The organism is Cedecea selenatireducens (assembly GCF_042138895.1).
In the GTDB taxonomy this organism is placed as follows: domain Bacteria; phylum Pseudomonadota; class Gammaproteobacteria; order Enterobacterales; family Enterobacteriaceae; genus Cedecea; species Cedecea selenatireducens.
On the sequence record NZ_JBHIKW010000001.1, the window covers coordinates 539,435 to 563,124 of the forward strand.

21 protein-coding genes and 1 riboswitch are annotated in these 23,690 nt (G+C 56.9%); of the genes, 10 read left to right on the forward strand and 11 right to left on the reverse strand.

Annotation, left to right across the window (positions count from 1 at the left end):
• Positions 1-376 precede the first annotated feature (376 nt).
• Complete coding sequence (fbaB, locus tag ACE38U_RS02545) at positions 377-1,429, reverse strand: class I fructose-bisphosphate aldolase (protein ID WP_038481182.1); 1,053 nt, start codon at positions 1,427-1,429, stop codon at positions 377-379.
• Between the two features lie 259 nt (positions 1,430-1,688).
• Here fbaB and ACE38U_RS02550 point away from each other — a divergent pair, with 259 nt between their 5' ends.
• The 3 genes from ACE38U_RS02550 to ACE38U_RS02560 are packed head-to-tail and all read left to right on the forward strand — an operon-like array spanning position 1,689 to position 4,964.
• Positions 1,689-2,981, forward strand: coding sequence for a nucleoside permease (locus ACE38U_RS02550; protein WP_176981646.1), 1,293 nt, complete (start codon positions 1,689-1,691; stop codon positions 2,979-2,981).
• Positions 2,982-2,983: 2 nt separating this feature from the next.
• Positions 2,984-3,997, forward strand: coding sequence for an ADP-ribosylglycohydrolase family protein (locus ACE38U_RS02555; protein ID WP_176981628.1), 1,014 nt, complete (start codon positions 2,984-2,986; stop codon positions 3,995-3,997).
• Positions 3,984-4,964: a PfkB family carbohydrate kinase gene (locus tag ACE38U_RS02560; protein WP_176981629.1), complete on the forward strand. Its 981-nt coding sequence runs from the start codon at positions 3,984-3,986 to the stop codon at positions 4,962-4,964. Before ACE38U_RS02555 ends, ACE38U_RS02560 begins: the two co-directional genes overlap by 14 nt.
• On the opposite strand, the gene ACE38U_RS02565 is transcribed toward ACE38U_RS02560, so the two are convergent.
• From ACE38U_RS02565 to thiM, 3 genes are all read right to left on the reverse strand, one after another.
• The gene (locus tag ACE38U_RS02565; protein WP_176981630.1) at positions 4,938-5,684 is read right to left on the reverse strand and encodes a GntR family transcriptional regulator; all 747 of its coding nucleotides are present in this window, start codon (positions 5,682-5,684) and stop codon (positions 4,938-4,940) included. The genes ACE38U_RS02560 and ACE38U_RS02565 overlap by 27 nt on opposite strands.
• 86 nt (positions 5,685-5,770) lie before the next feature.
• Positions 5,771-6,571 (reverse strand): bifunctional hydroxymethylpyrimidine kinase/phosphomethylpyrimidine kinase, encoded by an 801-nt coding sequence (gene thiD / locus ACE38U_RS02570; protein WP_176981631.1) that lies wholly within the window; start codon positions 6,569-6,571, stop codon positions 5,771-5,773.
• Positions 6,568-7,356, reverse strand: a complete 789-nt coding sequence (gene thiM, locus ACE38U_RS02575) for a hydroxyethylthiazole kinase (protein WP_176981632.1) — start codon at positions 7,354-7,356, stop codon at positions 6,568-6,570. The genes thiD and thiM overlap by 4 nt, the downstream gene beginning before the upstream one ends.
• Positions 7,357-7,394: 38 nt before the next feature.
• Positions 7,395-7,491: riboswitch (TPP riboswitch) on the reverse strand.
• A gap of 218 nt (positions 7,492-7,709) precedes the next feature.
• On the opposite strand from thiM, the gene lpxO reads away from it, so the two are divergent.
• On the forward strand, positions 7,710-8,612 hold the full coding sequence (gene lpxO / locus ACE38U_RS02580) for a lipid A hydroxylase LpxO (protein ID WP_038481175.1): 903 nt from the start codon (positions 7,710-7,712) through the stop codon (positions 8,610-8,612).
• A 43-nt stretch (positions 8,613-8,655) separates the two neighbouring features.
• Here lpxO and ACE38U_RS02585 read toward each other — a convergent pair whose 3' ends face one another.
• Positions 8,656-9,060, reverse strand: coding sequence for a DoxX family protein (locus ACE38U_RS02585; RefSeq protein ID WP_038481174.1), 405 nt, complete (start codon positions 9,058-9,060; stop codon positions 8,656-8,658).
• A gap of 40 nt (positions 9,061-9,100) precedes the next feature.
• Positions 9,101-9,712, reverse strand: a complete 612-nt coding sequence (locus ACE38U_RS02590; RefSeq protein ID WP_326979621.1) for an FMN-dependent NADH-azoreductase — start codon at positions 9,710-9,712, stop codon at positions 9,101-9,103.
• A gap of 255 nt (positions 9,713-9,967) precedes the next feature.
• Between ACE38U_RS02590 and ACE38U_RS02595 the strand changes: the two genes are divergently transcribed.
• The 3 genes from ACE38U_RS02595 (at position 9,968) to ACE38U_RS02605 (ending at position 14,445) form a co-directional block, all read left to right on the forward strand.
• Positions 9,968-10,894 (forward strand): LysR family transcriptional regulator, encoded by a 927-nt coding sequence (locus tag ACE38U_RS02595; protein WP_038481170.1) that lies wholly within the window; start codon positions 9,968-9,970, stop codon positions 10,892-10,894.
• 121 nt (positions 10,895-11,015) lie between these two features.
• Positions 11,016-12,146 (forward strand): ABC transporter substrate-binding protein, encoded by a 1,131-nt coding sequence (locus ACE38U_RS02600; RefSeq protein ID WP_176981633.1) that lies wholly within the window; start codon positions 11,016-11,018, stop codon positions 12,144-12,146.
• Between the two features lie 166 nt (positions 12,147-12,312).
• Positions 12,313-14,445 (forward strand): TonB-dependent receptor family protein, encoded by a 2,133-nt coding sequence (locus ACE38U_RS02605; RefSeq protein ID WP_375529111.1) that lies wholly within the window; start codon positions 12,313-12,315, stop codon positions 14,443-14,445.
• 85 nt (positions 14,446-14,530) lie between these two features.
• Here ACE38U_RS02605 and ACE38U_RS02610 read toward each other — a convergent pair whose 3' ends face one another.
• Positions 14,531-15,961 carry a 6-phospho-beta-glucosidase gene (locus ACE38U_RS02610; RefSeq protein ID WP_038481167.1) on the reverse strand — a complete coding sequence of 477 codons (1,431 nt, stop codon included), beginning with the start codon at positions 15,959-15,961 and terminating at the stop codon, positions 14,531-14,533.
• Between the two features lie 12 nt (positions 15,962-15,973).
• Complete coding sequence (ascF, locus tag ACE38U_RS02615; RefSeq protein WP_176981635.1) at positions 15,974-17,434, reverse strand: PTS cellobiose/arbutin/salicin transporter subunit IIBC; 1,461 nt, start codon at positions 17,432-17,434, stop codon at positions 15,974-15,976.
• A 168-nt stretch (positions 17,435-17,602) separates the two neighbouring features.
• Between ascF and ACE38U_RS02620 the strand changes: the two genes are divergently transcribed.
• Entirely contained in the window at positions 17,603-18,649 is a 1,047-nt protein-coding gene (locus ACE38U_RS02620; protein WP_255483359.1) for a LacI family DNA-binding transcriptional regulator, read from the forward strand.
• 39 nt (positions 18,650-18,688) lie between these two features.
• Here ACE38U_RS02620 and ACE38U_RS02625 read toward each other — a convergent pair whose 3' ends face one another.
• From ACE38U_RS02625 to ACE38U_RS02635, 3 genes are all read right to left on the reverse strand, one after another.
• Positions 18,689-19,105 carry a GlcG/HbpS family heme-binding protein gene (locus ACE38U_RS02625; protein WP_375529112.1) on the reverse strand — a complete coding sequence of 139 codons (417 nt, stop codon included), beginning with the start codon at positions 19,103-19,105 and terminating at the stop codon, positions 18,689-18,691.
• Positions 19,106-19,115: 10 nt separating this feature from the next.
• Entirely contained in the window at positions 19,116-20,339 is a 1,224-nt protein-coding gene (locus ACE38U_RS02630; RefSeq protein ID WP_176981637.1) for an MFS transporter, read from the reverse strand.
• A 72-nt stretch (positions 20,340-20,411) separates the two neighbouring features.
• Positions 20,412-21,413, reverse strand: a complete 1,002-nt coding sequence (locus ACE38U_RS02635) for an aldo/keto reductase (protein WP_176981638.1) — start codon at positions 21,411-21,413, stop codon at positions 20,412-20,414.
• Between the two features lie 71 nt (positions 21,414-21,484).
• Between ACE38U_RS02635 and ACE38U_RS02640 the strand changes: the two genes are divergently transcribed.
• Positions 21,485-22,414 carry a LysR family transcriptional regulator gene (locus ACE38U_RS02640; protein WP_144244069.1) on the forward strand — a complete coding sequence of 310 codons (930 nt, stop codon included), beginning with the start codon at positions 21,485-21,487 and terminating at the stop codon, positions 22,412-22,414.
• 171 nt (positions 22,415-22,585) lie between these two features.
• Positions 22,586-23,596: an alpha/beta hydrolase gene (locus ACE38U_RS02645; protein WP_038481161.1), complete on the forward strand. Its 1,011-nt coding sequence runs from the start codon at positions 22,586-22,588 to the stop codon at positions 23,594-23,596.
• Positions 23,597-23,690: the final 94 nt, after the last annotated feature.

A 23,690-nucleotide genomic window follows, 5' to 3' on the forward strand; every position in this document is an offset into this window, starting at 1 on the left:
TGTTTCCCCCTCACCCTCCGAGGGGGTAAACAATGTCTGCTACTTTCTCCCCTCTGCGCACTCTAATAGCTACATTTTCCCTTCAAATCTTCCGGGAGATATATATCACTCCGCAGTTATTCCGTTCACCCGTAGATCTGTTTTCCCCTACACGTTCAGAGTACGGTGAACGTGTCCGGGGGTGACATGTGAAGCAGGACTGGAGGTGAACGGAACTTTAGCCGATCCTTCATGGAGCATATTTATAGCTAAGAGACGGCGCATGCAAGAAGAATACCGGGATGATGGCAATCACCCAACCGCAAAAAACTCCTATAAAAAAGTCCACCAATAGGGGCAGCCCATATCGGAGGACTTTTTTAGATTACGCGATAATTTACGCGATGGTCACTTTCTCATTCAGGTAAACATCCTGCACCGCGTTAATCAGCTTCACGCCGTCAACCATCGATTTCTTGAACGCCTTACGCCCCAGAATCAGCCCCATGCCGCCCGCTCGTTTGTTAATAACCGCCGTACGCACCGCATCCGCCAGGTCGTTTTCACCGCCTGCAGCACCGCCGGAGTTGATAAGGCCCGCGCGACCCATATAGCAGTTGGCCAGCTGGTAGCGCACCAGGTCGATGGGGTTATCGGTGGTCAGCTTGCTGTAAACTTTTTCATCGGTATAGCCAAAGTTCACCGCTTTATAGCCGCCGTTATTCTCCGCCATTTTCTGCTTCACGATATCGGCTCCGATAGTCGCCGCAAGGTGGTTCGCCTGGCCGGTTAAGTCGGCGCTGACGTGGTAATCCACCCCGTCCTTTTTGAAGGCAGAGTTACGCAGATAGGCCCAAAGCACGGTCACCAGACCGAGTTCGTGCGCACGCTCGAAGGCGGCGGAGATCTCTTCAATCTGACGGCGGGATTCAGGTGAGCCAAAATAAATGGTCGCGCCAACCGCCACAGCACCCATATTGAAGGCCTGCTCAACGCTGGCATACAGCGTCTGGTCGTAGGTGGTCGGGTAGCTCAGCGTTTCGTTGTGGTTCAGCTTCACCAGGAACGGAATGCGGTGGGCATAGCGGCGTGAAACCGAAGCCAGTACGCCATAGGTGGAGGCCACGCAGTTACAGCCCGCCTCGATGGCCAGCTCAACGATATTTTTGGGATCGAAGTACAGCGGATTCGTGGCAAACGACGCGCCCGCCGAGTGCTCAACGCCCTGATCCACGGGAAGAATAGAGAGGTAACCGGTACCGGCCAGACGCCCGGTATTGTAAAGCGTCTGCATGTTTCGCAGCACCGCAGGCGGGCGGTTATTGTCGACCATTACCCTGTCAACGTAGTCCGAGCCGGGCAGATAAAGCTGATCTGCCGGAATAGTCATACAACGATGCTGTAACAAGCCGTCGGCATCTTTGCCAAGCAACTGCGCAATATCAGTCATAATACGCTCCCGTAAGGGCAGCGAGCACCCTGCCCGCTGCGCATGAATAATCCTGTTCTGCCGGGTCAAAAAACCGGGCAGCACTAAGCCTGGTACCCAAGGCGCGGATTCGCCAGTTCAGGCGCACTTTTGCACCCTTTCCAGGAGTAAAGCCAGGTGGCCACCCCGGCTATTTTTGCAAGGGCGATCATAGAATCGACCCAAAGGTATTTAAAAGGTATTATTCATTGGTATGGTTAAGGCACACCCTACACCTGTCATGAAGGTCCTGAGCATGAAACGTACAACGATTAGCCTTTCGTTCATGATGTTTATCGAATGGTTTATCTGGGGCGCCTGGTTTGTGCCCCTGTGGCTGTTCCTCAACAAAAGTGGTTTTACCGCCGGTGAAATCGGCTGGTCCTACGCCTGCACCGCCATCGCTGCTATTTTGTCGCCTATCCTGGTTGGCTCGCTGACCGACCGCTTCTTTGCCGCCCAGAAAGTGCTGGCGCTGCTGATGTTCGTCGGCGCCGGGCTGATGTATCTGGCCGCGCAGCAAACGGAGTTTGTCTACTTCTTCCCGTTGCTGCTGGCCTACTCGCTGACCTATATGCCGACCATTGCGCTCACCAACAGCATCGCGTTTTCCAACGTTGACGACGTGGAACGTGACTTCCCGCGTATTCGCGTGATGGGCACCATCGGCTGGATTGCCTCAGGGATCGTGTGCGGTTTCCTGCCACAGATGATGGGCTTCAGCGATATTTCTCCGACCAACGTGCCGCTGTTGATTACCGCTATCAGCTCGGTTGTTTTAGGCGTGTTCGCCTTCTTCTTGCCAGATACGCCGCCAAAAAGTACCGGTAAATTAAGCCTGAAGGTGATGCTGGGCCTCGACGCGCTGGTGCTGCTCAAAGACAAAAATTTCCTGGTCTTCTTCTTCTGTTCGTTCCTGTTTGCTATGCCGCTGGCGTTTTACTACATCTTTGCCAACGGCTACCTGACCGAAGTCGGCATGCACAACGCCACCGGCTGGATGACCCTCGGCCAGTTCTCCGAAATCTTCTTTATGCTGGCGCTGCCGTTCTTCACCAAGCGTTTTGGTATTAAAAAGGTCTTACTGCTTGGTCTGGTCACGGCGGCCATTCGCTACGGCTTCTTTGTTTACGGCGACGCGTCACACCTGTTCACCTACGGCCTGCTGTTCCTCGGCATCCTGCTGCACGGCGTGAGCTACGACTTCTACTACGTCACCGCCTACATTTACGTAGACAAGAAATCACCGGTGTATATGCGTACCGCGGCGCAGGGGCTGATCACCCTTTGCTGCCAGGGCTTCGGTAGTCTGCTGGGCTACAGCCTCGGCGGCAAAATGATGGAAAAAATGTTTGCTTACTCCTCGCCGGTGAACGGCCAGACCTTTAACTGGGCGGGGATGTGGGGCTTTGGCGCGATAATGATTGCCGTCATCGCCGTGCTGTTCATGGTCTTCTTCCGCGAGTCGGACAAAGAGATTGCTACCATCGCCGTTGCCGGGGATGAATCTGAAAAAGTATTGAAGGAAGCGTAAAAATGGAAAATCGTATTCTGGGAGCCTTTTACGGCCAGATGTTAGGTGATGCAATGGGCATGCCGTCCGAACTTTGGCCGCGCTCGCGCGTGAAGGCGCACTTCGGCTGGATAGACCGGTTCCTGCCTGGCCCGGCAGAAAACAACGCCGCCTGTTACTTTGCCCGCGCTAAGTTTACCGACGATACCTCGATGGCGCTGGCGCTGGCGGATGCCATCATCGAGCACCACGGCGCGATAAACCCGGACGCCATCGGCCGCCATATTCTGGCCTGGGCCGAAGGGTTCGATGCGTTTAACAAAAACGTGCTCGGCCCGACGTCGAAAATAGCCCTGAATGCGATTAAACAAGGCACGCCGGTGAGCGAGCTGGAAAACAATGGCGTCACCAACGGCGCGGCAATGCGTGCCTCCCCGCTGGGCTGTATGTTGCCTACGGCCAATCTCGATCAGTTTGTGGCCGAAGTGGCGCTGGCCTCAAGCCCAACGCACAAGTCGGACTTAGCCATCGCCGGTGCGGTGGTGATTTCCTGGGCAATTTCCCGCGCGATTGACGGCGCAAGCTGGCAGACAATTTGCGATGAACTGCCTTCCGTTGCCCGCCACGCGCAGGAAAAACGGATCACGACGTTTAGCGCTTCCCTCGCGGCACGCCTGGAATTAGCGCTGAGTGTGGCAAGAAAAGCACGCGGTACCGAATCCGCCATGGAGGAGATTTACCAACTGGTCGGCACCGGCACCAGCACGGTTGAGTCCGTACCGGCCGCCATCGCGATGGTCGAACTGGCGAAAACTGACCCTAACCGCTGCGCGATCCTGTGCGCAAACCTCGGGGGAGATACCGACACCATTGGCGCTATGGCAACCGCCATCTGTGGCGCCCTTAACGGCGTGGAAAGCATCGACCCGGCGTTAAAGCAGGAGCTGGATGAAGAGAACCAGCTCGACTTCACGCGCTACAGCCGAATCTTTATGGCTTACCGCCAGCAAAGAGAGGCCAGTCATGAAGCCAAATGAGCTGCTAAGCAAGCTGCCCCGGCTTAACGCTCAGCGCCCGGTTTGCGTGCTCGGTTCGGCGGTGATTGACGTCATCGCCGACGCCTACGCCCTGCCGTGGCGGGGCTGTGATATTGAGCTGCACCAGCAGGGGGTGAACATCGGCGGCTGCGCGCTGAACATCGCCATTACGCTGTCGCGCCTGGGCATAACCTCGCAGAACGCGCTGCCGATTGGCCAGGGTACCTGGGCCGACATTATTCGCAACAGCCTCGAAAAACAGCAAATCCGTAGCGAAATTCATACCGATGCGGGGGATAACGGCTGGTGCCTGGCGCTGGTTGAGCCCGACGGAGAACGTACCTTTATGTCTTTTCGCGGCGTGGAGCATCAGTGGAATCAGGCCTGGCTTGATGCCCTGGTTATCTCGCCCGGCACGCTGCTGTCGCTTTCCGGCTACCAGCTCGCCGGGCCGGGCGCTGAACTACTCGTCCGCTGGCTGGAATCACTTCGCGACATCACGCCGTTTATCGACTTTGGCCCGCGCATTGCCGATATTGCCCAGCCGCTGCTGGCGAGGATCATGGCCTGCAGGCCGATTGTTTCGCTGAATCGCCAGGAAGCCGCCATCGTTGCGGAGTGGCTTGAGGTTGATCCTGACAATATCGAAGCTATCTGCCACGCCTGGCTGGCCCGCTACGCCAGCCCGCTGATCGTTAGGTTAGATAAAGAAGGCGCCTGGTTCGCCGACGGCAAACAAATGGGCATCGCCGCACCGTTCCCGACCATCGTCGTCGATACTATCGGTGCGGGCGACAGCCACGCGGGCGGCACGCTGGCAGGCCTGGCGGCAGGCTGGAGTCTGGAAGAAGCGGTTAGCCTGGGTAATGCGGTTGCCAGCTATGTGGTTGGCCATCGCGGAGGCGACTGCGCGCCTGAACTCGAGCAGCTCGAACAGTCCCTACTCTTCGCAGACGAAAACGTATAAATCGCTGCGGCAGTGGCTGATGCTGTACTCAATGGGCCGGTTTTGCGGATCGAACGCCACCTGTTTGATGACCAAAACCGGCACCGGCGTTTCCAGCTTGATATGCGTCTGGAATTCGCTGTCCGGCATTCTGGCGCTGACCCTGCTGCGCGTGCGCTGCGGAATAATATTCTGGCTGCGGAAGTAGTCGTACAGCGAGACGCCAATCTCATCCGGATCGGCAATTAAGCCTGTCGGCACGTAAGACTCCTCGATAGACACCGCATCTTCGTCCACATAGCGAATACGCTTGAGTAAAAAGACTTCGCTTTCCGCCGGGATCGCCAGCTGCTCCGCAACGTCCGCCGGGCATTTCACCACCCGCTTGTTAACCCACAGCGTGTCCGGCTTTTTGCCCCGCAGCACCACCTGCTGCGAAAACCCTCGGGCCTCTTTCAGCGAATACTCAAGCGTCGCATTAATTTGCGTGCCATAGCCGCGCGAACGCGTCACCACGCCCTCATCTTCCAGCGCCTGCATCGCCTTGCGCACCGTAATCCGTGAAACCCCGGTAAGCTGGCTGAGGTCGCGCTCGCCCGGCAGGATATTGCCCTGAGGCAGTTGACCAGAGCGCACGGCGTTTTTCACCGTTTCGACAAATTTAAGGTACAGAGGGACGTTATCCGGGGCGGCAAAGCGCTGTTTTAGCTGTTCAACTAACTGGTGATGGGCCTGTTCCATGGTACGCAATTGTCCGGCAAGGAAGATGAAGCCAGTATAGTACCATTGGTATTATGCTGGCTAAAAACTTCTCGCTTAACCGACAGTTACCACCATTCGTGGAAATGATGCACCGGGCCAATGCCGTGCCCGACTTCGAGAGAATCGGCCTGCGCCAGCGCTTTGGACAGCCAGACTTTTGCAGCGGCTACGGTTTGCGCCCAGTCGTCATGACGAGGGCGTAGCGCAGCCAGCGCGGCAGATAAAGTACAGCCGGTGCCGTGGGTGTTTTTCGTCTGTACACGAGGCGCGGTAAAACGCTGCACATCATGGCGGGTGAAGAGCCAGTCCGGGCTTTCCTCATCATCCAGGTGCCCGCCCTTCATCAACACCGCCTCGCAGCCCATCGCCAGCAGGGCTTCACCCTGTTCGCGCATCTCTTTTTCGCTGCGCGCGTGAGGTGCATCCAGCAGCGCCGCGGCCTCCGGGAGATTAGGCGTAATCAACGCAACGTGCGGTAACAGCCTGCGGCGTAAGCTTTCTATCGCAGATGGGGCCAGCAGCGAATCACCGCTTTTCGCCAGCATCACCGTGTCCAGCACCACGTTCGGTGCCTTGTAAAACGCCAGACGTTCCGCGACGGCCTCAACAATATCGGCCTCTGCCAGCATGCCAATTTTTGTGGTGTCTATACGCACATCGCTGAGTACCGAATCGAGCTGCGCCGCCACAAACGCAGGCTCGATGCGGTAAACGGACTGCACGCCACGGGTGTTTTGCGCCACCAGCGCGGTGATCACGCTCGTGCCGTAAGCGCCGAGCGCGGAGAAGGTTTTCAGATCGGCCTGGATCCCCGCGCCGCCGCTTGGATCGGTTCCGGCGATGGTCAGAGCATTAATTCGCTTCATGCCAGCACCTCCGCATTCAGATGATAAAGCGCGTCGAGGAAAGCGGGCGTAAAGCTTCCCGGCCCGCGGCTGGCAGCGATGGCCTGCTCACCGGCCAGCGACATAAAACGGCAGGCGCTGGCAACGTTGTCCAGCCTGTCGCCCGGTAAAGCACAACAAGCAGCAACCACGGCGGAAAGTGCGCAACCGGTGCCGACTACGCGCGTCATAAGCTCTCCGCCGCCGTTAACGGCAAGCGTTCTCTCTCCGTCTGTGACGTAATCAATTTCGCCGGTCACGGCAATCACCGCCCCGGTTTCCCGCGCCAGCGTTTGCGCTGCCGGAATAGCAGAAAGCGCATCGTCGGTGCTGTCCACGCCGCGCCCTCCGGCCTGCTCCCCCGCTAACGCCAGGATTTCAGAGGCGTTGCCACGAATAGCGGCCGGTTTGAGTTGAATTATCTCGCGAGCAAAACGTGTGCGGAAAGCAAGACCTCCGACAGCGACCGGGTCGAGCGCCCATGGCGTTCCGGCATTATTGGCGGCATGAATGGCAGCCAGCATTGCAGCTGCACGCTCTGAAGTCAGCGTGCCGATGTTGATCAGCAGCGCGCTCGCCAGCCCGCTGAACTGCGCCGCTTCTTCGGCCTCAATCACCATGGCCGGGGCAGCGCCCAGCGCCAGCAGCACGTTGGCGGTAAAGGTTTGCACCACGTCATTGGTCATGCAGTGAACCAGCGGAGAATGCTGACGGAGTTGGTGTAAAACAGAGGCGGCAGTCGCGCCGGGTAGCAGGTCAGGTTGCATCAAGGTAAGGCTCCTGTCCGGCGTGAAAGAAGGGATACCGGACAGGCATCTGACTTCCCTACGCTGGCATTATCCAGATCAGGTGGTACGGGTATTTCTCAGCCTTCACAAGGAAGGGCACCCCGAGTCATTTAAATCAATGTGTTGTGATTAACTCTACAGGTTAACCACGCTAAGAATGATGCCAGCCCCCCTTGTTTTAAACAAGCCCGAAACTTGTTCCGAGGCAACATTTACTTCGCTAAAACCGCTGCTAAGCTCTATTTCAGCGCCTTTGCAAAGGTGCGTTTATGGCAGTCTGGGCCTTTCGCCCGGCAGGGATGTTCAAAATCATAGTGGTTAGATAAAACAATATGAAATATATCATTTTGCTCATCATTATTATTTCAGTGGCCTATGTGCATTATCGCGGCCGGGTTCGCTTTCGCTTCTGGCGGCAGCTGTCGGACCACTCTACGTTTACCGCCCCGCTCAACGGCTTTATGTACCTCTTTTCCCGAGTACCGAATACGCCTTACTTAACGCCGGAAACGTTTCCCGAACTCGTCACTTTACGTGATAACTGGGAGGTTATTCGCGAAGAAGGTATTCACCTGCAAAAGCTGGAGCAGATAAAAGCCGCCGACAAATTTAACGATGCCGGCTTTAACTCCTTCTTTAAAACCGGCTGGAAACGCTTTTACCTGAAGTGGTATGAAAACGCCCACCCGTCGGCCAGCCTGCTGTGCCCAAAAACTACCGAACTGCTGCATGCGATTCCGTCCATCAAGGCCGCGATGTTCGCCACCCTGCCCGACGGCAGCCGCCTGCCGCGTCACCGCGACCCGTACGCCGGTTCGCTGCGTTTCCACCTGGGGCTGGCAACCCCCAATGACGATCGCTGCTTTATTGAAGTGGACGGCAAGCGTTATAGCTGGCGAGATGGCGAAGGCGTGCTGTTTGACGAGACCTATATTCACTACGCGGAAAATACCAGCGGTGAGAATCGCCTGATCCTGTTTTGCGATGTGGAAAGACCGATGCGTTACCGCTGGGCCCAGGCGGTCAATCACTGGCTGGGACGCAATTTGATGAGCGCCGCGTCGGCGCCTAACGATGAAAATGACCGCATCGGCGGCATTAACCGCGCGTTCCGTTACATCTATCAGATTCGTATCGTCGGCAAGAAGCTCAAAAGCTGGAATAAGACGGTGTACTACATCGTTAAATGGCTGCTGTTTGGCGGGATTGCGGTGCTTATCTGGCGGGCGTTTTAATCAAAGCGTAAGGCCCCATAATTGAGGCCTTACGTTAAACGAGTTACCGCAACTGACGCTGCAGGCGGCGCGTATCAAAGCTCAGGGAGGTCGCCCCCAGCGCTGAGATTTGCAGCAGGCCCGAAGCAATCATCAGGTTCTTCAGGAAGTGCAGCAGGGTGTTCTGGTCGGCAAAGTTGTGGTGGAAAAACACCGCTGTTGCTACGGTGAACACGGCAAGCAAGGCCGCAATCAACCGCGTACGGTAACCCACCAGCAGCAGAACGCCGCCTCCCACCTCAGCCGCCAGGGCAATAAGATACCCGAGTAACGGGAACGGCAGCCCTACCGAGGCAATATAGCCCTGCGTCGCCTCAGGCGTAGCAATTTTCCCCAATCCGCTGACGATAAAAATCGCAGCAATCACGATGCGACCCAAGGTCGCGAAGTTAGTAGCGTATCTGTCCATCCGGATTTCCCGTTAAGTTGATTGATGCGCGTTGTCGCTATCAGGACAGCGCGGCAATCTGGCCTTTGGCATCGGCGAGCGCGGCATTTTTCGCGTCATCGCCACGGCTTAAGTTTTCAGCGCGGATAATCGTCACGTCGGTCAGGCCTATGAAGCCCAGAACCGCTTTCAGATAAGACTCCTGATGCTCCAGGAAGGCCGCCGGGCTGTCGCCGGTGTACTGACCACCGCGTGAAGAGGCGATGAACACTTTTTTGCCTTTTGGCAGCAGGCCTTCCGGGCCGTTGGCGCCGTACTGGAAGGTACGCCCGGCCACGCAAACGCGGTCAATCCACGCCTTGAGCTGGGAAGGAATGGAGAAGTTGTACATCGGCACGCCAATAACAATCACGTCGGCAGCGAACAGATCGTCGATGAACGCCCCCCCGGCGGCCAGGTCTTCGCCCAGCGCCGCGTCGGTCACTTCAGCCCCCTGGAAAGCGGCAATGTGTTTATCCGACAGGTGCTGAGCCGGGGCCTGAACCAGGTCCCGGTAAATCACGGTCGCGCCGGGGTGCAGCGTTTTCTGGCGGGCAACAATCTCCGCCGACAGCTGGCGGCTGACGGAATAACCGCCCAGAACACTGGTATCAATATGCAGAATAGTCGACATGGTTTTGGCCTCAGAAATAGAGCTTTGTTTAGGGGATAAGCGCGTAAAAAGTTTTTTAAAAGCCGTTAACATAGCGGAGCTCAATCTTCAGGATTCGCTGAACATGGCAGTCACTATGCCACCGCCTTATCCACCCGAATAGCCGTTATATTTCGATGCAACCCATCGACCCAGCCGATACATCATCGCCGATGACAAAGCCAACGCGAGGCGCTATATTGCGCTTCACCCCTTCACAGTCAGGCAGGAATCACAATGCTGGACGGTATTTCGCTGGACCAACTTCGCACGTTTATTGCCGCCGTCGACGAAGGCAGCTTTTCCGCGGCCGCCCGCAAAATGTATCGGGCCCAGTCGGTGATAAGCGATTTGATCAGGGGGCTGGAGGCGCAAATTGGCGTGCAGCTGTTCGACCGTTCTGGCCGGTATCCGAAGCTCACGCCCGAGGGTGAAGTACTGCTGGCCGACGCCCGTGGCATTGTCTCTCGCGTTGATTTTATGAAGGCCCGCGCACGGGGCATGTCGTCAGGGCTGGAATCGGAACTCTCGGTGGTGGTGGACGTTTTCTTTCCGCTGGAGGCAATGACTTCGGCGGCAAAAGCTTTCCGCGAACAGTTTCCTGGCACGCCGCTGCGCCTGTTTGTTGAGGCGCTTGGCGGCGGCTATAAGCCCGTGCTTAACGGCAGCGCGGGCATTGGCATTCTCGGTTCACTGCCGGATATGCCCGCATCGTTAACCGGAGAGCGCCTGACCGGGGTCTCGCTGGTAATGGTCGCCGCTCCCGACCATCCGCTGGCACAGTTCGAAGGCATCGTGCCAAAGTCAGAACTGACCAAACACGTACAGCTGGTGCTGACCGACCGCTCCGAACTTTCCAAAGGCAAAGAGTTTGGCGTGATGTCCCCTTCCACCTGGCGACTGGGCGATCTGCTGGCCAAACACGCCTTTTTGCTCGACGGCCTGGGCTGGGGCAGCATGCCGTCACACGTTGTGGAGCGGGATATCAGCGAAGGACGGCTGGTGCGGTTGAACATTGAGGACGTACCGCCGGGCGGCCTCGCGCTGCCGATGTTTGGCGTCTACCCCATTGCCTCTCCGCCAGGCCCGGCCGGACGCTGGCTGATAGAGCGGCTTAAAAACCTCTGCCCGGCTAAGCTGGCCGCCAGCCGGCTTAAAGACTAGCGGCGAACGATCGGCCGGTGGGCCCCCTTTGGTAACCAGAAAAATTCCTGCCGCCCCGTTCCAAACATCATGAGATCGATTATCATTCCCTTCCTAAATTTTCCCGTTCTGAAGGTCATCCATGTTCACAGTGTTTACCGCCAAAGCTCGCTGGCTGCTCGCTGCCGTTGCGTTGCTGAGCTGTGCTGCCCAGGCCGCACCGATTGTTGTTACCGACGTAGCGGGTCGGGAAGTTACGCTGCCGCATCCGGCCAAACGCGTGATGCTGGCGGATGCACGAGCCCTGCTAGCGCTCAACATTATTCATCCGAAGGATCCGCTGGAAAATATTATTGCCTGGGATAACTCGCTGAAAACCAAAGCGCCTGACCTGGCGGATGCCTACGCGAGAAAATTCCCGCAGGTGAGTAAAATCACGATGTTTGAAAATCCGTACTACACGGATTTCAGCGTCGAAAAAGCGGTTACCTTACAGCCTGATCTGATCATTTTTGACATCGGCGTGCTGGCTAAGCTGAAGAACAGCGGCGTGCTGAGCCAGCTGGAAAAAGTCGGCATTCCGGTACTGATTATCGACTTCCGCCAGCAGCCGCTGACCAATACCCTGCCGAGCATCGAGCTGCTGGGCAAAGTGTTTGATGAGCAGAAAAACGCGGACGCCTTTATTCAGCACTACCAGCAGCGGATGAACCTGGTGCGCGAGCGTGTGGCCACGCTGAAACCAGAGCAGCGTCCGAGCGTGTTTATTGAGCGTGCGGCAGGTATTCGCGGCGATGAATGCTGCCAGACCTTCGGTAAAGGCAGTTACGGCCAGTTTATTGATACCGCCGGCGGCAACAACGTGGGCAGCAAACTGTTCCCGGAAATGAGCGGCCAGGTAAATACCGAGCAGGTTATCACCAGCAACCCGGACTTCTACCTGATGACCGGTGCCGACTGGAACCGTGGCAACCGCGCGCCTAAAGCGGTACCGCTGGGTTATATGGCCGACAAAGCCGTGGCCGAGCAAAAGCTTAAAGGGCTAATGAACCGCACCGGAATTAACGTGCTGACGGCAGTCAAAGAGAAACGCGTCATGGCGATTTACCACCAGTTCTATGACTCCCCGCTGAACTATATTGCGGTAGAAACTATTGCTAAGTTCCTGCACCCGGACCTGTTCAAGGACATCGATCCACAGGCCGACATCGAGCAGGTTCACAAGCAGTTTACCGCCCTGGACTACAGCGGCGTCTTCTGGGTTACCCCATAAATCAAAAACATGCCGGGCTGAATCAACAGCTCGGTTTTTTTTGCTTACTTTTTGCCTTATCCCGAATTATTCCGCAACAAAACTATTTACTTGAAAATAATTATCATTAAGATTGTCATTTCCAAAAAAACTGATAACAACAACCCCATATTCTATAGGAATGATGATGCGCCCCCTTTTTCGTGTCTCTCTCCTGGCAAGCGCGATAGCATTTGCGCTGCCAGCTCTCGCGGCTGACAAAACCCAAACAGATAAAGCTCCCGCAGAAAAACCTGCTGACGACATTACCGTGGTCGGCAACTGGCTGGATAATCCTGACACCAGCACCGTGCTGCTTAACCACCCAGGCGCACGCTCAATCGTCACCGAGCAGCAGCTTCATGAGCAAGGCTCAGAGACGCTTGCCGATGCGTTGAAGGGCATTCCAGGCGTCCAGGTCCGTGACAGCAACGGTACCGGCGGCAGCGACATTTCTCTCAACGTGGGCATTCGTGGCCTGACCTCTCGCCTGTCTCCACGTTCCACTATCCTGATGGACGGCGTTCCGCTAGCGGTTGCGCCATACGGCCAGCCACAGCTTTCCATGGCGCCATTGGGCACGGGCAATATTCAATCCATTGACGTGGTTCGCGGCGGCGGCGCAGTGCGTTATGGACCGCAAAACGTGGGCGGCGTGATTAACTTCGTTACCCGCGACATTCCAAAAGAGTTCGGCGGCACCGTTAGCGCGCAGACTCAGGGCGCCAGCCACGGCGGTCTGAAGACGCTGACCAGCGCGTCCGTGGGCGGCACGGCGGATAACGGCTTTGGTGCAGAGCTGCTTTACTCCGGCCTGCACGGCCAGGGCTACCGCGAGAGCAACGACAATACCGACATCGACGACTTCATGCTGAAGACGAAATATAACTTCACCGATCGCGATGAGCTGCAGGCTAACTTCCACTACTATGAAGCGCAGTCCGGCATGCCGGGCGGCCTGACTACCGCGCAGTATGCGCAGGATCCTTTCCAGTCTGACCGCCGCTGGGACCGTTTTGAAGGCCGCCGCAAGGACATGTCCTTCAAATACAAGCACACCGAAGACGACAAAAAGCTGGAAGTCCTGACCTACTTCACCGACAGCTACCGCAGCAGCGACCTGGAGTACTTCAAGGGCAACAAACGCACGCTGAACTCCGCGCCGCGTAACTACTCGACCTGGGCGATTGAGCCAACCTATTCCCAGCTGTTCCGCTTCTGGGATATGTCTCACGAGGTCACCCTGGGCTACCGCTACCTGAACGAAACGTCGGACGAGAAGGGTTACCGCACGCCAAAAGCGTATGACCCGGCGACAACCTTCACCAAACCGGACATGAGCGAGTACTACCAGCACAGCTCCGGCGGTACCGCGGCTAACGCCTTCTATATTGATGATGCGATTAACGTCAGCAACTGGACGATTACGCCGGGCCTGCGCTATGAAAGCATCAAAACGCACACCAGTGATTCCTTCCAGAACATCGACCGCGAGAAGACCTACAGCGAGCCGCTGCCTTCTATTAGCGTGATGTACCATATGTCTGACGCCTGGAAACTGTTCGCCAACGCCAGCACTTCCTTCGGCAGCATGCAGTACTTCCAGCTGACCCGTGGCGGCAGCGGCAACCAGCCGGCAGCGGGCCTGACCCCGGAAAAAGCGCATACCTATGAGTTCGGTACCCGCTATGACGATACATCGCTGAAAGCCGAAGCAACGCTGTTCTACATCGACTTCAACGATCAGCTGCAGTACATCAACAATATCGTGGGCTGGACGAACCTCGGCGCAACCAAGCATCAGGGTCTCGAACTGGCGCTGAATTACGACCTGAGCGAAGTAAACCGTGCGCTGGACGGCGTGAGCGTGTACACCACCTACACCTATACCAAAGCCACCAGCGACAAAGGCGACTTCGCCGGTAAAGACCTGCCGTTCTACTCTCGTCAGGTTTACACCGTGGGTACGCGCTACGCGACCGGAAACTGGGTGTGGAATCTGGACAGCTTTGCTCAGTCTAAACAGAGCTCTCCGGGTACCGGGCCGAACTACATCACCGACGAAAGCGCGGACGGGCAGTTTGGTAACATCGCAGGTTATATGGTGTGGAATATGCGCGGCGAGTACGACTTCGGGCCGTCGCTGTCTCACCTGAAGCTGGGTGCCGGGATTAAAAACCTGTTCGATCAGCGTTATTACACGCGTTCAAACGACAATAACTCCGGTAAATACGTAGGCGAACCGCGCACCTTCTTCGTGCAGGGTTCTCTGGCGTTCTGATAAAGACCCTCACCCTAACCCTCTCCCTGGAAGGGAGAGGGGATTAATAGGTACGACGCTCTCACGCTTTGGTGGGAGGGGAAAACTACTCCAGATCCCCGCCGTTGCTGGCAATCACCTTCTTATACCAGTGGAACGACTTCTTCGGCGTACGCGCCAGCGTCCCCTTTCCTTCATCATCACGGTCAACGTACACAAAACCGTAGCGCTTGCTCATTTCGCCGGTTGAAGCCGACACCAGGTCAATACAGCCCCACGAGGTGTAGCCCATGACCGGAATACCGTCCTCAATTGCCTCGCCCATCGCTTTAATGTGCTCGCGCAGATAGCTGATGCGGTAGTCGTCGTTGATTTCCCCTTTCGCATTCACTTCATCCTTCGCGCCCAGTCCGTTTTCCACCAGGAACAGCGGCTTCTGATAGCGGTCGTACATCATGTTCATGGTGATGCGCAGGCCGAGCGGGTCAATGCCCCAGCCCCACTGGCTGAAGGTAATGTGCGGGTTTTTGAGCGATTTAATGATGTTCGCCGGATTGGTGTTGCCCTCGTTCATGTCTGCCGAAGCGCAGCGTGAGGCGTAATAGCTGAAGGAGACAAAATCGACGGTGTTCTTCAGGATTTCGTTGTCGCCAGGCTCGGTGACAATCTCAATGCCTTTCTCACGGAACATGCGCGCGGCATAGGCCGGATAAGCCCCACGCGCCTGCACGTCAATAAAGAACAGGTTCTCGCGATCTTTCTCCAGCGCCGCCCAAACGTCTTCGGGTTTGCAGCTGTACGGATAGAAATTACCGCCCGCCAGCATGCAGCCAACCTGGTTTTGCGGGTTAACTTCGTGCGCAATTTTGGTGACCAGCGCGCTGGCGACCAGCTCATGGTGCGCGGCCTGGTACATCACCTGCTCTTTGTTATCACCTGCCTCAAACACCAGCCCGGCGCCGGAAAACGGGCTGTGCAGCATGATGTTGATTTCGTTGAAGGTGAGCCAGTATTTCACCAGGCCGTCGAACGCTTCAAAGCAGGTGCGCGCGTAGCGGCTGAAAAACTCCACCATTTTACGGTTACGCCATGAGCCGTATTCCTGCACCAGATGCATCGGCACGTCGAAGTGGCACAGCGTGACCAGCGGTTCGATATTGTGCTTTTTGCACTCGGCGAACATATCACGGTAAAACGCGATGCCTTCCGCATTCGGCGTGGTTTCATCGCCTTTAGGGAAAATACGGCTCCACGCGATAGAGGTGCGGAAAACGGTAAACCCCATTTCAGCCATCAGCGCGATGTCGTCTTTGTAGCGATGGTAAAAATCTATGGCCTGGTGGCTGGGGTAGAACTCATCGGCGCGCAGCTCAAACCGCTTGTCCACCCCGAGTTTAACCCCAAGGCGGTTTTCGCCATGCGGGATCATGTCGACGGTACTCAGCCCCTTCCCGCCTGCCTGATACGCGCCTTCAGCCTGATTAGCCGCAATAGCGCCGCCCCATAAAAATCCTTTTGGAAAAGCTGTCTCAGCCATTTTTACCTCTGTTTAAAGTGTTTTTACTGCATTATCTGGTGGTACAAATGCCGCGCTGCTGCCCTGCTCTTTTGCTTTAGCGTCCTCAACGGGAATGTCTTCAAACCCAAGAATAAGCGTAGTAATAAACGAGAGCACCACGGCCAGAATCATTACCGCCACAACCCAAACGATGCTCATCGGGTTGGCCGGGTCAAAAAACTGCACGCTGGTGAAAAGCCCCGGAGAGGCCATGGAATGGCTGGCAAGGCCGCCGATACCGGCTACGGCACCGCAAATAAAGCCGCTAATCAGGCAGGCAATCAGCGGGCGTTTCAGCCGCACCGCCACGCCGTAAAGTGCGGGTTCAGAAATGCCGGCCACAATTGCCGACGCGGCGGCAGCAAGCGCTGTCTGACGCAGTTCCGGGTTTTTAGTCCGCCAGGCAACGGCCAAAGAGGAGCCGCCGAGCGACAGGTTGGCACCAATTTCAGACGGCATAACCATACCTTCTTTGCCGGTTTCAGCGATGGTCTGGATAATCGTCGGCGTAAACACGCGGTGCATACCCGTCATCACCAACAGCGGCCATATCGCGCCCATAATGGCAACGGAAAGCCAGCCCAGGTAGCCGTGCACGGTATACACCAGCGAAGAAATCCCGCTACCGATCCAGATCCCTAAAGGCCCAATCAGTAAAATCGCTATCGGGGCGGAAACCAGCACGATCAGCATCGGCTTAAGGAAGTTTTTGGTCACCGCAGGCGTAATATGGTCAATCCATCGTTCGATGTACGACAGCAGCCAGGTCATCACCAACGCGGGAATAACGGTATAGGTGTACTTCACGGCAGTCACGGGAATACCCATAAAATCAACCGCCTGCCCCTGCGCCGCTTTTGCCATCAGGTCAATAAATGCCGGATGCACCAGCACCCCGGCGATAGCAATCGCCAGCGACATATTGGTTTTAAACTTCACGGCGGCGGAAGCCGCCACCATCACCGGCAGGAAGAAGAAAGCGCCGTCGCCGATGAGGTTCAGAATAATCAACGTGGAGGAGGTCTTTTCAAACAGCCCGGTCATCGCGAGAATCATCGCCAGCAGCTTCACCATTGAGCCGCCGATAATGGCCGGGATAAGCGGAGACATGGTGCCAATCAGCGCGTCCAGAATACCGGCCCCGATACGTTTCAGGGTCAGCTTGCCTTTTGCCCCTGCCTGCGGCCTGTCTCCGGCCCCTTCCGGCAAATGCTTCAGCACTTCGGCGTAGGCCTGAGAAACCGTATTACCGATGATGACCTGGCACTGCTGGTCGTTCTTTACCACGCCCAGCACGCCGGAAATCGCCTTCAGCCTGGCGCTATCGACGCTCGCGTCGTCCCGCAAAACAAAGCGCAACCGCGTCATGCAGTGGGTCACCGCCACCACGTTTTCCGCCCCGCCTAAAGCCTCGACAATCTGTCGGGATACTGCCTCGTACTTGTTCGCCATGAGGTGAAACTCTCTTGTTATGATTTCGTAGGTAACCGGTTCCACATAATCATGTTTAGTTAAAAATCAGATCACAATGATTATTTTTTTGGTGATCAAATTTTGTGATTCATGTCGAAATACAGCCTACGCTGCGTCCCGACGGTGAAATGTGTAAAATGGTCAGAAATGACGAACTTACGGGAAGCCCTCATGTCGACAATGCAGGAAGTGGCGAAAAAAGCAGGCGTGTCAAAGGCGACCGTTTCGCGCGTGCTGTCCGGGAAAGGCTACGTGAGCGAGGCCACCAAAACGCAGGTTTACCAGGCGATTCAGGAAACGGGCTACCGGCCAAACCTGCTGGCGCGTAACCTGGCGACCAGCAAATCAGGCTACATTGGCCTGGTGGTGACCAACACCTTGTACAGCGGGAATTATTTTAGCGAACTGCTTTCCCAGGCCGCGCTAAAGCTGGAGGCCAGCGGGCGGCAGCTGATCCTCGCCGACGGGAAACACAGCGCCCACGAAGAGCAGGCGGCGGTGCAGTTCCTGCTCGATTTACACTGCGATGCGGTAATCGTTTATCCCCGTTTTCTCAGCGTGGACGAGATGGACGAGCTGATTGAACGGCACAGGCAGCCGATCATGGTGATGAACCGTAAGCTGCGCAAACACCAAAGCCACTGTATTTGCTGCGATCATAAAGGCTCCAGCTTCAACGCCACGCGTTATCTGATTGAGCAGGGCCACCGGGACATTGCTTTTATTACCGGCGTGCTTGATTCTCCGACGGCAAGAGAGCGCCTTGCTGGCTACCGCGAGGCGCTTGAACAGGCGGGGCTGCCGGTGCGAGAAGCGCTGATTGCCACCGGGAAATGGACGCCCGCCAGCGGCGCTTCTGGCGTTGAACACCTGCTCTCCACGAAGCAGCGCTTCAGCGCCCTGGTCGCCAGCAACGATGAGATGGCTATCGGCGCCATCAGCAGGCTCGGTCAGGCTGGCCTGTCGGTGCCAGGCGATGTTTCCGTTATCGGCTTTGATAATGTCCCGACCGGGGCTTTTCTCTCCCCCCCGCTGTCGAGCGTGAAAGAGCCGGTGAGCGAGATGATCCATGAGGTAATTAACCGCCTGACGGCGATGCTGGACGGAGGGTATTTTTCAAAAGATAACTTGTACAGTTCAGAGATGATCGTGCGCGAATCCGTAGGGAAAGGTCCTTATTTTCAGCAAAAATGAGTCAAAGAAAAAGGAGCGAAATTCGCTCCTTTTGATCATTTAAACACGGCTACCTGACACTGCCTCCACCGCAAAAGCCGCGATTTGCCCATCCTGCTCTTTGGTGGCGCCCGACACGCCAATAGCGCCGATAACCACGCCCTCAGCGTTTCGCAGCGGGATACCGCCGGCAATGCCCACCAGCCCGCCGTTGCTGTTCTCGAGCGAATAGGCAGGGCCGTTCGGATGCAAATTCATGCCCACGTCTTCGCTGTTGGCCTGGAACAACACCGCCGTACGTGCTTTGCGCATGGCGATATCAATGGTGGCCAGGAAAGTCCCGTCCATACGGGCAAGGGCCGTTAGATGGCCGCCGCCGTCCAGCACCACGGCTGAAACGGGTGGAAAGCGGTGAGTTTCTACCGCCGTTTTTACGCTGGCGAGCAGCGCTTCTGCAAGAGCTAAACTGACCGTCACGATAGAAACCTCAATGGGCTAACGGGGGATGTTTTTTGGCGTCCATAACCGCCCAGGTGTGAATAAGCAGGCCGAAGACCGCCAGAATCGCACCGACCCAGCCGGTGGACTCCCAGCCAAACCCGGCTGAAATAGTCACCCCGCCAAGCCAGGCGCCCAGCGCGTTGGCAATGTTAAACGCCGAGTGGTTCATCGCTGCCGCCATGGTTTGCGCATCACCGGCAACGTCCATCAGGCGAATTTGCAGCACCGAGGAGAGCGACACCATGGTGCCCACCAGCATCACGGTTACCGCACCAAGCCACGGATAATGCGAGGTATAAACGTATGCGCTGAGCACCAGGATCGCCCAAATCAGCAGCAGGCGAACGGTTTTCTCCAGCCCGCGATCCGCCAGGCGACCGCCGACAATATTGCCGACTATCATACCCAGGCCAAACATCGACAGGATCACCGGGATCATGCCCACCGACTGGTGCGCCAGCTCCAGCATCGTTGGCTTGACGTAGCTGAAGACGGAGAACATCCCGCCGCTGCCAATGGCGCCGATAGCCAGCGTCAGCAGTACCTGCTTACGGGTCAGCGCGGTCAGCTCACGCAGCGGACTGGCATCTTTATCCCCGGCACGCCAGGGAACCCAGGCCCACACCAGAATCAGCGTCAATACGGCAAGACCACCCACGATAGCAAACGCGCTGCGCCAGCCGAACAGCTGCCCGATGGCCGCCACCGCCGGTACGCCCAGTAAATTGGCGATTGTCAGGCCCAGCAGCACCATCGACACCGCCTGCGCACGCTTCGAACGTTCAACAAGGCTTGCCGCCAGCAATGCTGCCACGCCAAAGAACGTGCCGTGCGGGAAACCGGCCAGAAAACGCGCCAGCATCATCGAGTAGTACCCGGGCGCAAAAGCACTCAGCAGGTTGCCGACGGCGAACATTGCCATCAAGGCAATAAGAAAATCTCGCCGCGCCATGCGTGCGCCAAGCACAGCCAGTAGCGGAGCACCGACCACCACGCCCAGCGCGTAAATGCTGATCAGGTGGCCCGCAGAAGGAATGGAAACGTGCAGCCCGTTAGCGGCATCGGGCAGCAATCCCATGATAACGAATTCGCCGGTACCGATGGCGAAGCCGCCCATGCCGAGCGCGAACAGCGCTTTCAGCAGCCCCGAACGCGACAGGGAAACCGTATCGGCCCTTCGTTCCTGGGCCTGTTCATTAAGTGATGACATAGTTTTTTAACTTGTGCAGGTGAACAACAAAATACGCCCCGGGCGCGGATTCGCTCGGGGCGCGAGAGAGTACTAAAGCGATGTTTTACGGTGCGGGGGCGCCATAAATTCGGCCCCCAGCGGCGTGCTAATGTGCTCAGCTAAAATGGCGTCGATGTCGCGTTTGTCTTCGGCGGTCAACGTCCAGCCGGAAACCTCTTCCACCCCGTTTAGCTGTTCCGGACGGCGAGCGCCCCACAGCGCGATGGTTGGACCCGCATCGAGAACCCAACGCAGCGCCAGCGCCATCACACTCTTGCCGTAACGCGCTTCAGCAAAGGCCTTCAACGCTTCGACCGCCGCCAGATACTGCGCAAAGCGCGGCGGCTGGAATTTAGGATCGAAGCTGCGCAAGTCGCCTTCACCAAATACGGTTTCCGGCGTCATTCGGCCTGACAGCAGGCCACGGCAAATCGCGCCATAGGCCAGCACGACCATCTGGTGATATTTCGCATACGGCAGCAGCTCCGTTTCTGTTTCGCCACGTTCAAACAGGTTCAGCGGCGGCTGCATCGTCGCCAGCGGAGCCACGCTGCGGAACCGATCCATCTGTACTGGCGAATAGTTGCTGACGCCCAGCGCGCGGAACTTCCCCTGCTGGTGTAGCGTTTCGAGCACGCGTGCGGTTTCCTCAATCGCCACCAAATCGTCCGGCCAATGAACCTGGTACAGGTCAATGTAATCCGTTTGCAGGCGGCGGAGCGAGTCTTCTATTTCCTGACGAATGCGCTGCGGCGTGGAATTGCGCGAGACGCGGCCTGCATCGTCCCAGTCCAGCGCCACCTTGGTGGCAATAATGGCCCTGTCACGGCGGCCTGCCAGCGCTTTGCCCACCACCTCTTCCGAATGCCCGAAGCCATAAACGGGCGCGGTGTCGATAAGGTTGATGCCGCGCTCCAGCGCCTCATGCAGCGTGGCAATCGACTGCTCGTCGTTGCTGCCGCCCCACATGCTGCCGCCAATGGCCCACGTTCCCAGGCCGATACGGCTGACCGGCTCGGTGATGCCCGCAATGTGAATCGTTTCGATTGCCATGATTTACCCCTGTCTGTTCTGTGAACTTATAATAACTCATGTTAAGTTGAATTAATTTCAACGAACCCTTGATGACGAAGGCCACTTTTATGCCTGCTCCGGTCCGCGGCGAGCTTGCCGATCTCAACGTTTTTTTAACTATTTGCCGCCGCAAAAGCTTCCGCCTGGCGGCCTCCGAGCTGGGCGTTTCCACCTCGGCGCTGAGCCATACCATGCGCGGGCTGGAAGAACGACTCGGGGTTCGCCTGCTCAACCGCACCAGCCGTTCCGTGGTGCCAACCGACGCCGGCGAAGCCCTGCTTGGCCACCTGGAAACCGGTTTTTCCCATATCCGCATGGCGCTCGATGAGCTCGATCATTACCGTGAATCCCCGGTCGGGCGGCTGCGAATTAATATTCCGCGAGACGCCGCGCAGCTGCTGTTTGCCCCGGTGCTGGCGAAATTTATGTCCCTGTATCCACGGCTTCAGATGGAAATAACCGTCGACAACACTCTGGTCGATATTATCGGCAGCGGCTATGACGCCGGGATTCGCTACGGCGAGAGCGTCCCCAAAGATATGATTGCCATGCCGGTGACGCGCAAGCTCCGGTGGATTGTTGTCGCCTCGCCCGAGTATTTGAAAAATAGCGCTCACCTGCCCCTGTCTCACCCGAACGATCTCTTTGGGCATCAGTGCATCCGCATGCGGCTCGGCAACGGCACGCTTTACAAGTGGGAGCTTAACCGGGGCAAAGAGGCGCTGGCGCTGGATGTGCCCGGTTCGCTGATTCTTAACGAAAGTGAAATGATCATCGACACCGCTTTAAACGGCTTTGGCCTGGCGTATTGCCTGGACGTACGAGTTCGCCCTCTGCTGGAAAGCGGCCAGCTGGTGCAGGTTATCCCGGAATGGGTCTGTGAAGACGAGCCGATGGTGATGTATTACCCGAGCCGCAGGCAGCTTCATCCTGGCCTGAGAAGGCTTATCGAGATGATGCGCGAGGCCACGCTGTACTGACATAAATATTTCATGTTAATAATCAATTACTAAACATTCTCCTTCGTGCTACCGGAATTAAATAGCTTGCAATAACATAGCGCACTATTTAAATTCATCCGCAGTCAGCGCCACATTACGGCGCTTCAGCCCCAATTAAATAGCGCGCGATACAATCGCAAAGGAGATAATATGTCACGCTCATTACTGATAGCCATGGGTTTAACCGCCTCAAGCCTTACCTCTGCTTTCGCCGCCGATGCGCCTGCCCCGACGGTTGGCGTGAGTAAATTCCTCTCCGTTTTAAACAGCGGTGGCGGTAAACCCATCGAGCAGCTCACCCCGCAGGCCGCGCGTCAGGTACTGATCGGCGCCCAGAAAGGGGCCAAACTGCCCGCCGCCGAGGTCTCTGAAAAGACAATTACCGTTGGCGGAAAACCCCTGACGCTGACCATCGTTAAGCCGGAAAACGCCAGCGGCACGCTGCCGGTATTTATGTTCTTCCACGGCGGCGGCTGGGTGCTGGGCGACTTCCAGACCCACGAGCGCCTGGTGCGTGATTTAGTCTCTGAGTCAGGCGCGGCGGCGGTGTTCGTGAACTACACCCCGTCGCCGGAAGCGCATTTCCCTGTTGCCATCAATCAGGCCTATGAAGCCACCCGCTGGGTTGCCGAACACGGCAGCGAAATTGGCGTAGACGGCAGCCGCCTGGCGCTGGCCGGGAACAGCGTGGGCGGGAATATGGTTGCCGCCGTAGCGCTACAGGCCAAAGCCCAGCATACCCCGGCGATTCGCTACCAGGTTATGCTGTGGCCGGTGACCGATGCTCGCTTTGATACCGGCTCCTATAACCAGTTCTCAAACGGCTATTTCCTGAGTAAAAACATGATGAAATGGTTCTGGGATAGCTACACCACGAAAGAGAGCGATCGCCGCAATATTCTCGCCTCTCCGCTGCAAGCCAGCCGCGAGCAGCTGAAAGGCCTGCCGCCAACCTTGATTCAGACGGCGGAACTCGACGTACTGCGCGATGAAGGCGAAGCCTTTGGTCGCAAGCTTGACGCCGCAGGCGTACCGGTGACCGTCACCCGCTATAATGGCATGATCCACGATTACGGCCTGCTGAACGCAATTAGCGAAGAGCCGACCGTGCGCACCGCTCTTGCCCAGGCCGCAGGCGAGCTTCGTGCCCACCTGAACTAAGCCCAGCGCGGTAGAATTGGGGGTAACGGCAGTTATCCCCTTTGGACTTCAGCTGCCATCATCGATCGTGCAAAAAAATTCATCTGCCGACATT

What these genes read in the sequence shown, in the direction of transcription:
- fbaB (WP_038481182.1), bottom strand. Translation starts at nt 1,429, where the DNA reads ATGACTGATATTGCGCAGTTGCTTGGCAAAGATGCCGACGGCTTGTTA.
- ACE38U_RS02550 (WP_176981646.1), top strand. Translation starts at nt 1,689, where the DNA reads ATGAAGGTCCTGAGCATGAAACGTACAACGATTAGCCTTTCGTTCATG.
- ACE38U_RS02555 (WP_176981628.1), top strand. Translation starts at nt 2,984, where the DNA reads ATGGAAAATCGTATTCTGGGAGCCTTTTACGGCCAGATGTTAGGTGAT.
- ACE38U_RS02560 (WP_176981629.1), top strand. Translation starts at nt 3,984, where the DNA reads ATGAAGCCAAATGAGCTGCTAAGCAAGCTGCCCCGGCTTAACGCTCAG.
- ACE38U_RS02565 (WP_176981630.1), bottom strand. Translation starts at nt 5,684, where the DNA reads ATGGAACAGGCCCATCACCAGTTAGTTGAACAGCTAAAACAGCGCTTT.
- thiD (WP_176981631.1), bottom strand. Translation starts at nt 6,571, where the DNA reads ATGAAGCGAATTAATGCTCTGACCATCGCCGGAACCGATCCAAGCGGC.
- thiM (WP_176981632.1), bottom strand. Translation starts at nt 7,356, where the DNA reads ATGCAACCTGACCTGCTACCCGGCGCGACTGCCGCCTCTGTTTTACAC.
- lpxO (WP_038481175.1), top strand. Translation starts at nt 7,710, where the DNA reads ATGAAATATATCATTTTGCTCATCATTATTATTTCAGTGGCCTATGTG.
- ACE38U_RS02585 (WP_038481174.1), bottom strand. Translation starts at nt 9,060, where the DNA reads ATGGACAGATACGCTACTAACTTCGCGACCTTGGGTCGCATCGTGATT.
- ACE38U_RS02590 (WP_326979621.1), bottom strand. Translation starts at nt 9,712, where the DNA reads ATGTCGACTATTCTGCATATTGATACCAGTGTTCTGGGCGGTTATTCC.
- ACE38U_RS02595 (WP_038481170.1), top strand. Translation starts at nt 9,968, where the DNA reads ATGCTGGACGGTATTTCGCTGGACCAACTTCGCACGTTTATTGCCGCC.
- ACE38U_RS02600 (WP_176981633.1), top strand. Translation starts at nt 11,016, where the DNA reads ATGTTCACAGTGTTTACCGCCAAAGCTCGCTGGCTGCTCGCTGCCGTT.
- ACE38U_RS02605 (WP_375529111.1), top strand. Translation starts at nt 12,313, where the DNA reads ATGCGCCCCCTTTTTCGTGTCTCTCTCCTGGCAAGCGCGATAGCATTT.
- ACE38U_RS02610 (WP_038481167.1), bottom strand. Translation starts at nt 15,961, where the DNA reads ATGGCTGAGACAGCTTTTCCAAAAGGATTTTTATGGGGCGGCGCTATT.
- ascF (WP_176981635.1), bottom strand. Translation starts at nt 17,434, where the DNA reads ATGGCGAACAAGTACGAGGCAGTATCCCGACAGATTGTCGAGGCTTTA.
- ACE38U_RS02620 (WP_255483359.1), top strand. Translation starts at nt 17,603, where the DNA reads ATGACGAACTTACGGGAAGCCCTCATGTCGACAATGCAGGAAGTGGCG.
- ACE38U_RS02630 (WP_176981637.1), bottom strand. Translation starts at nt 20,339, where the DNA reads ATGTCATCACTTAATGAACAGGCCCAGGAACGAAGGGCCGATACGGTT.
- ACE38U_RS02635 (WP_176981638.1), bottom strand. Translation starts at nt 21,413, where the DNA reads ATGGCAATCGAAACGATTCACATTGCGGGCATCACCGAGCCGGTCAGC.
- ACE38U_RS02640 (WP_144244069.1), top strand. Translation starts at nt 21,485, where the DNA reads ATGACGAAGGCCACTTTTATGCCTGCTCCGGTCCGCGGCGAGCTTGCC.
- ACE38U_RS02645 (WP_038481161.1), top strand. Translation starts at nt 22,586, where the DNA reads ATGTCACGCTCATTACTGATAGCCATGGGTTTAACCGCCTCAAGCCTT.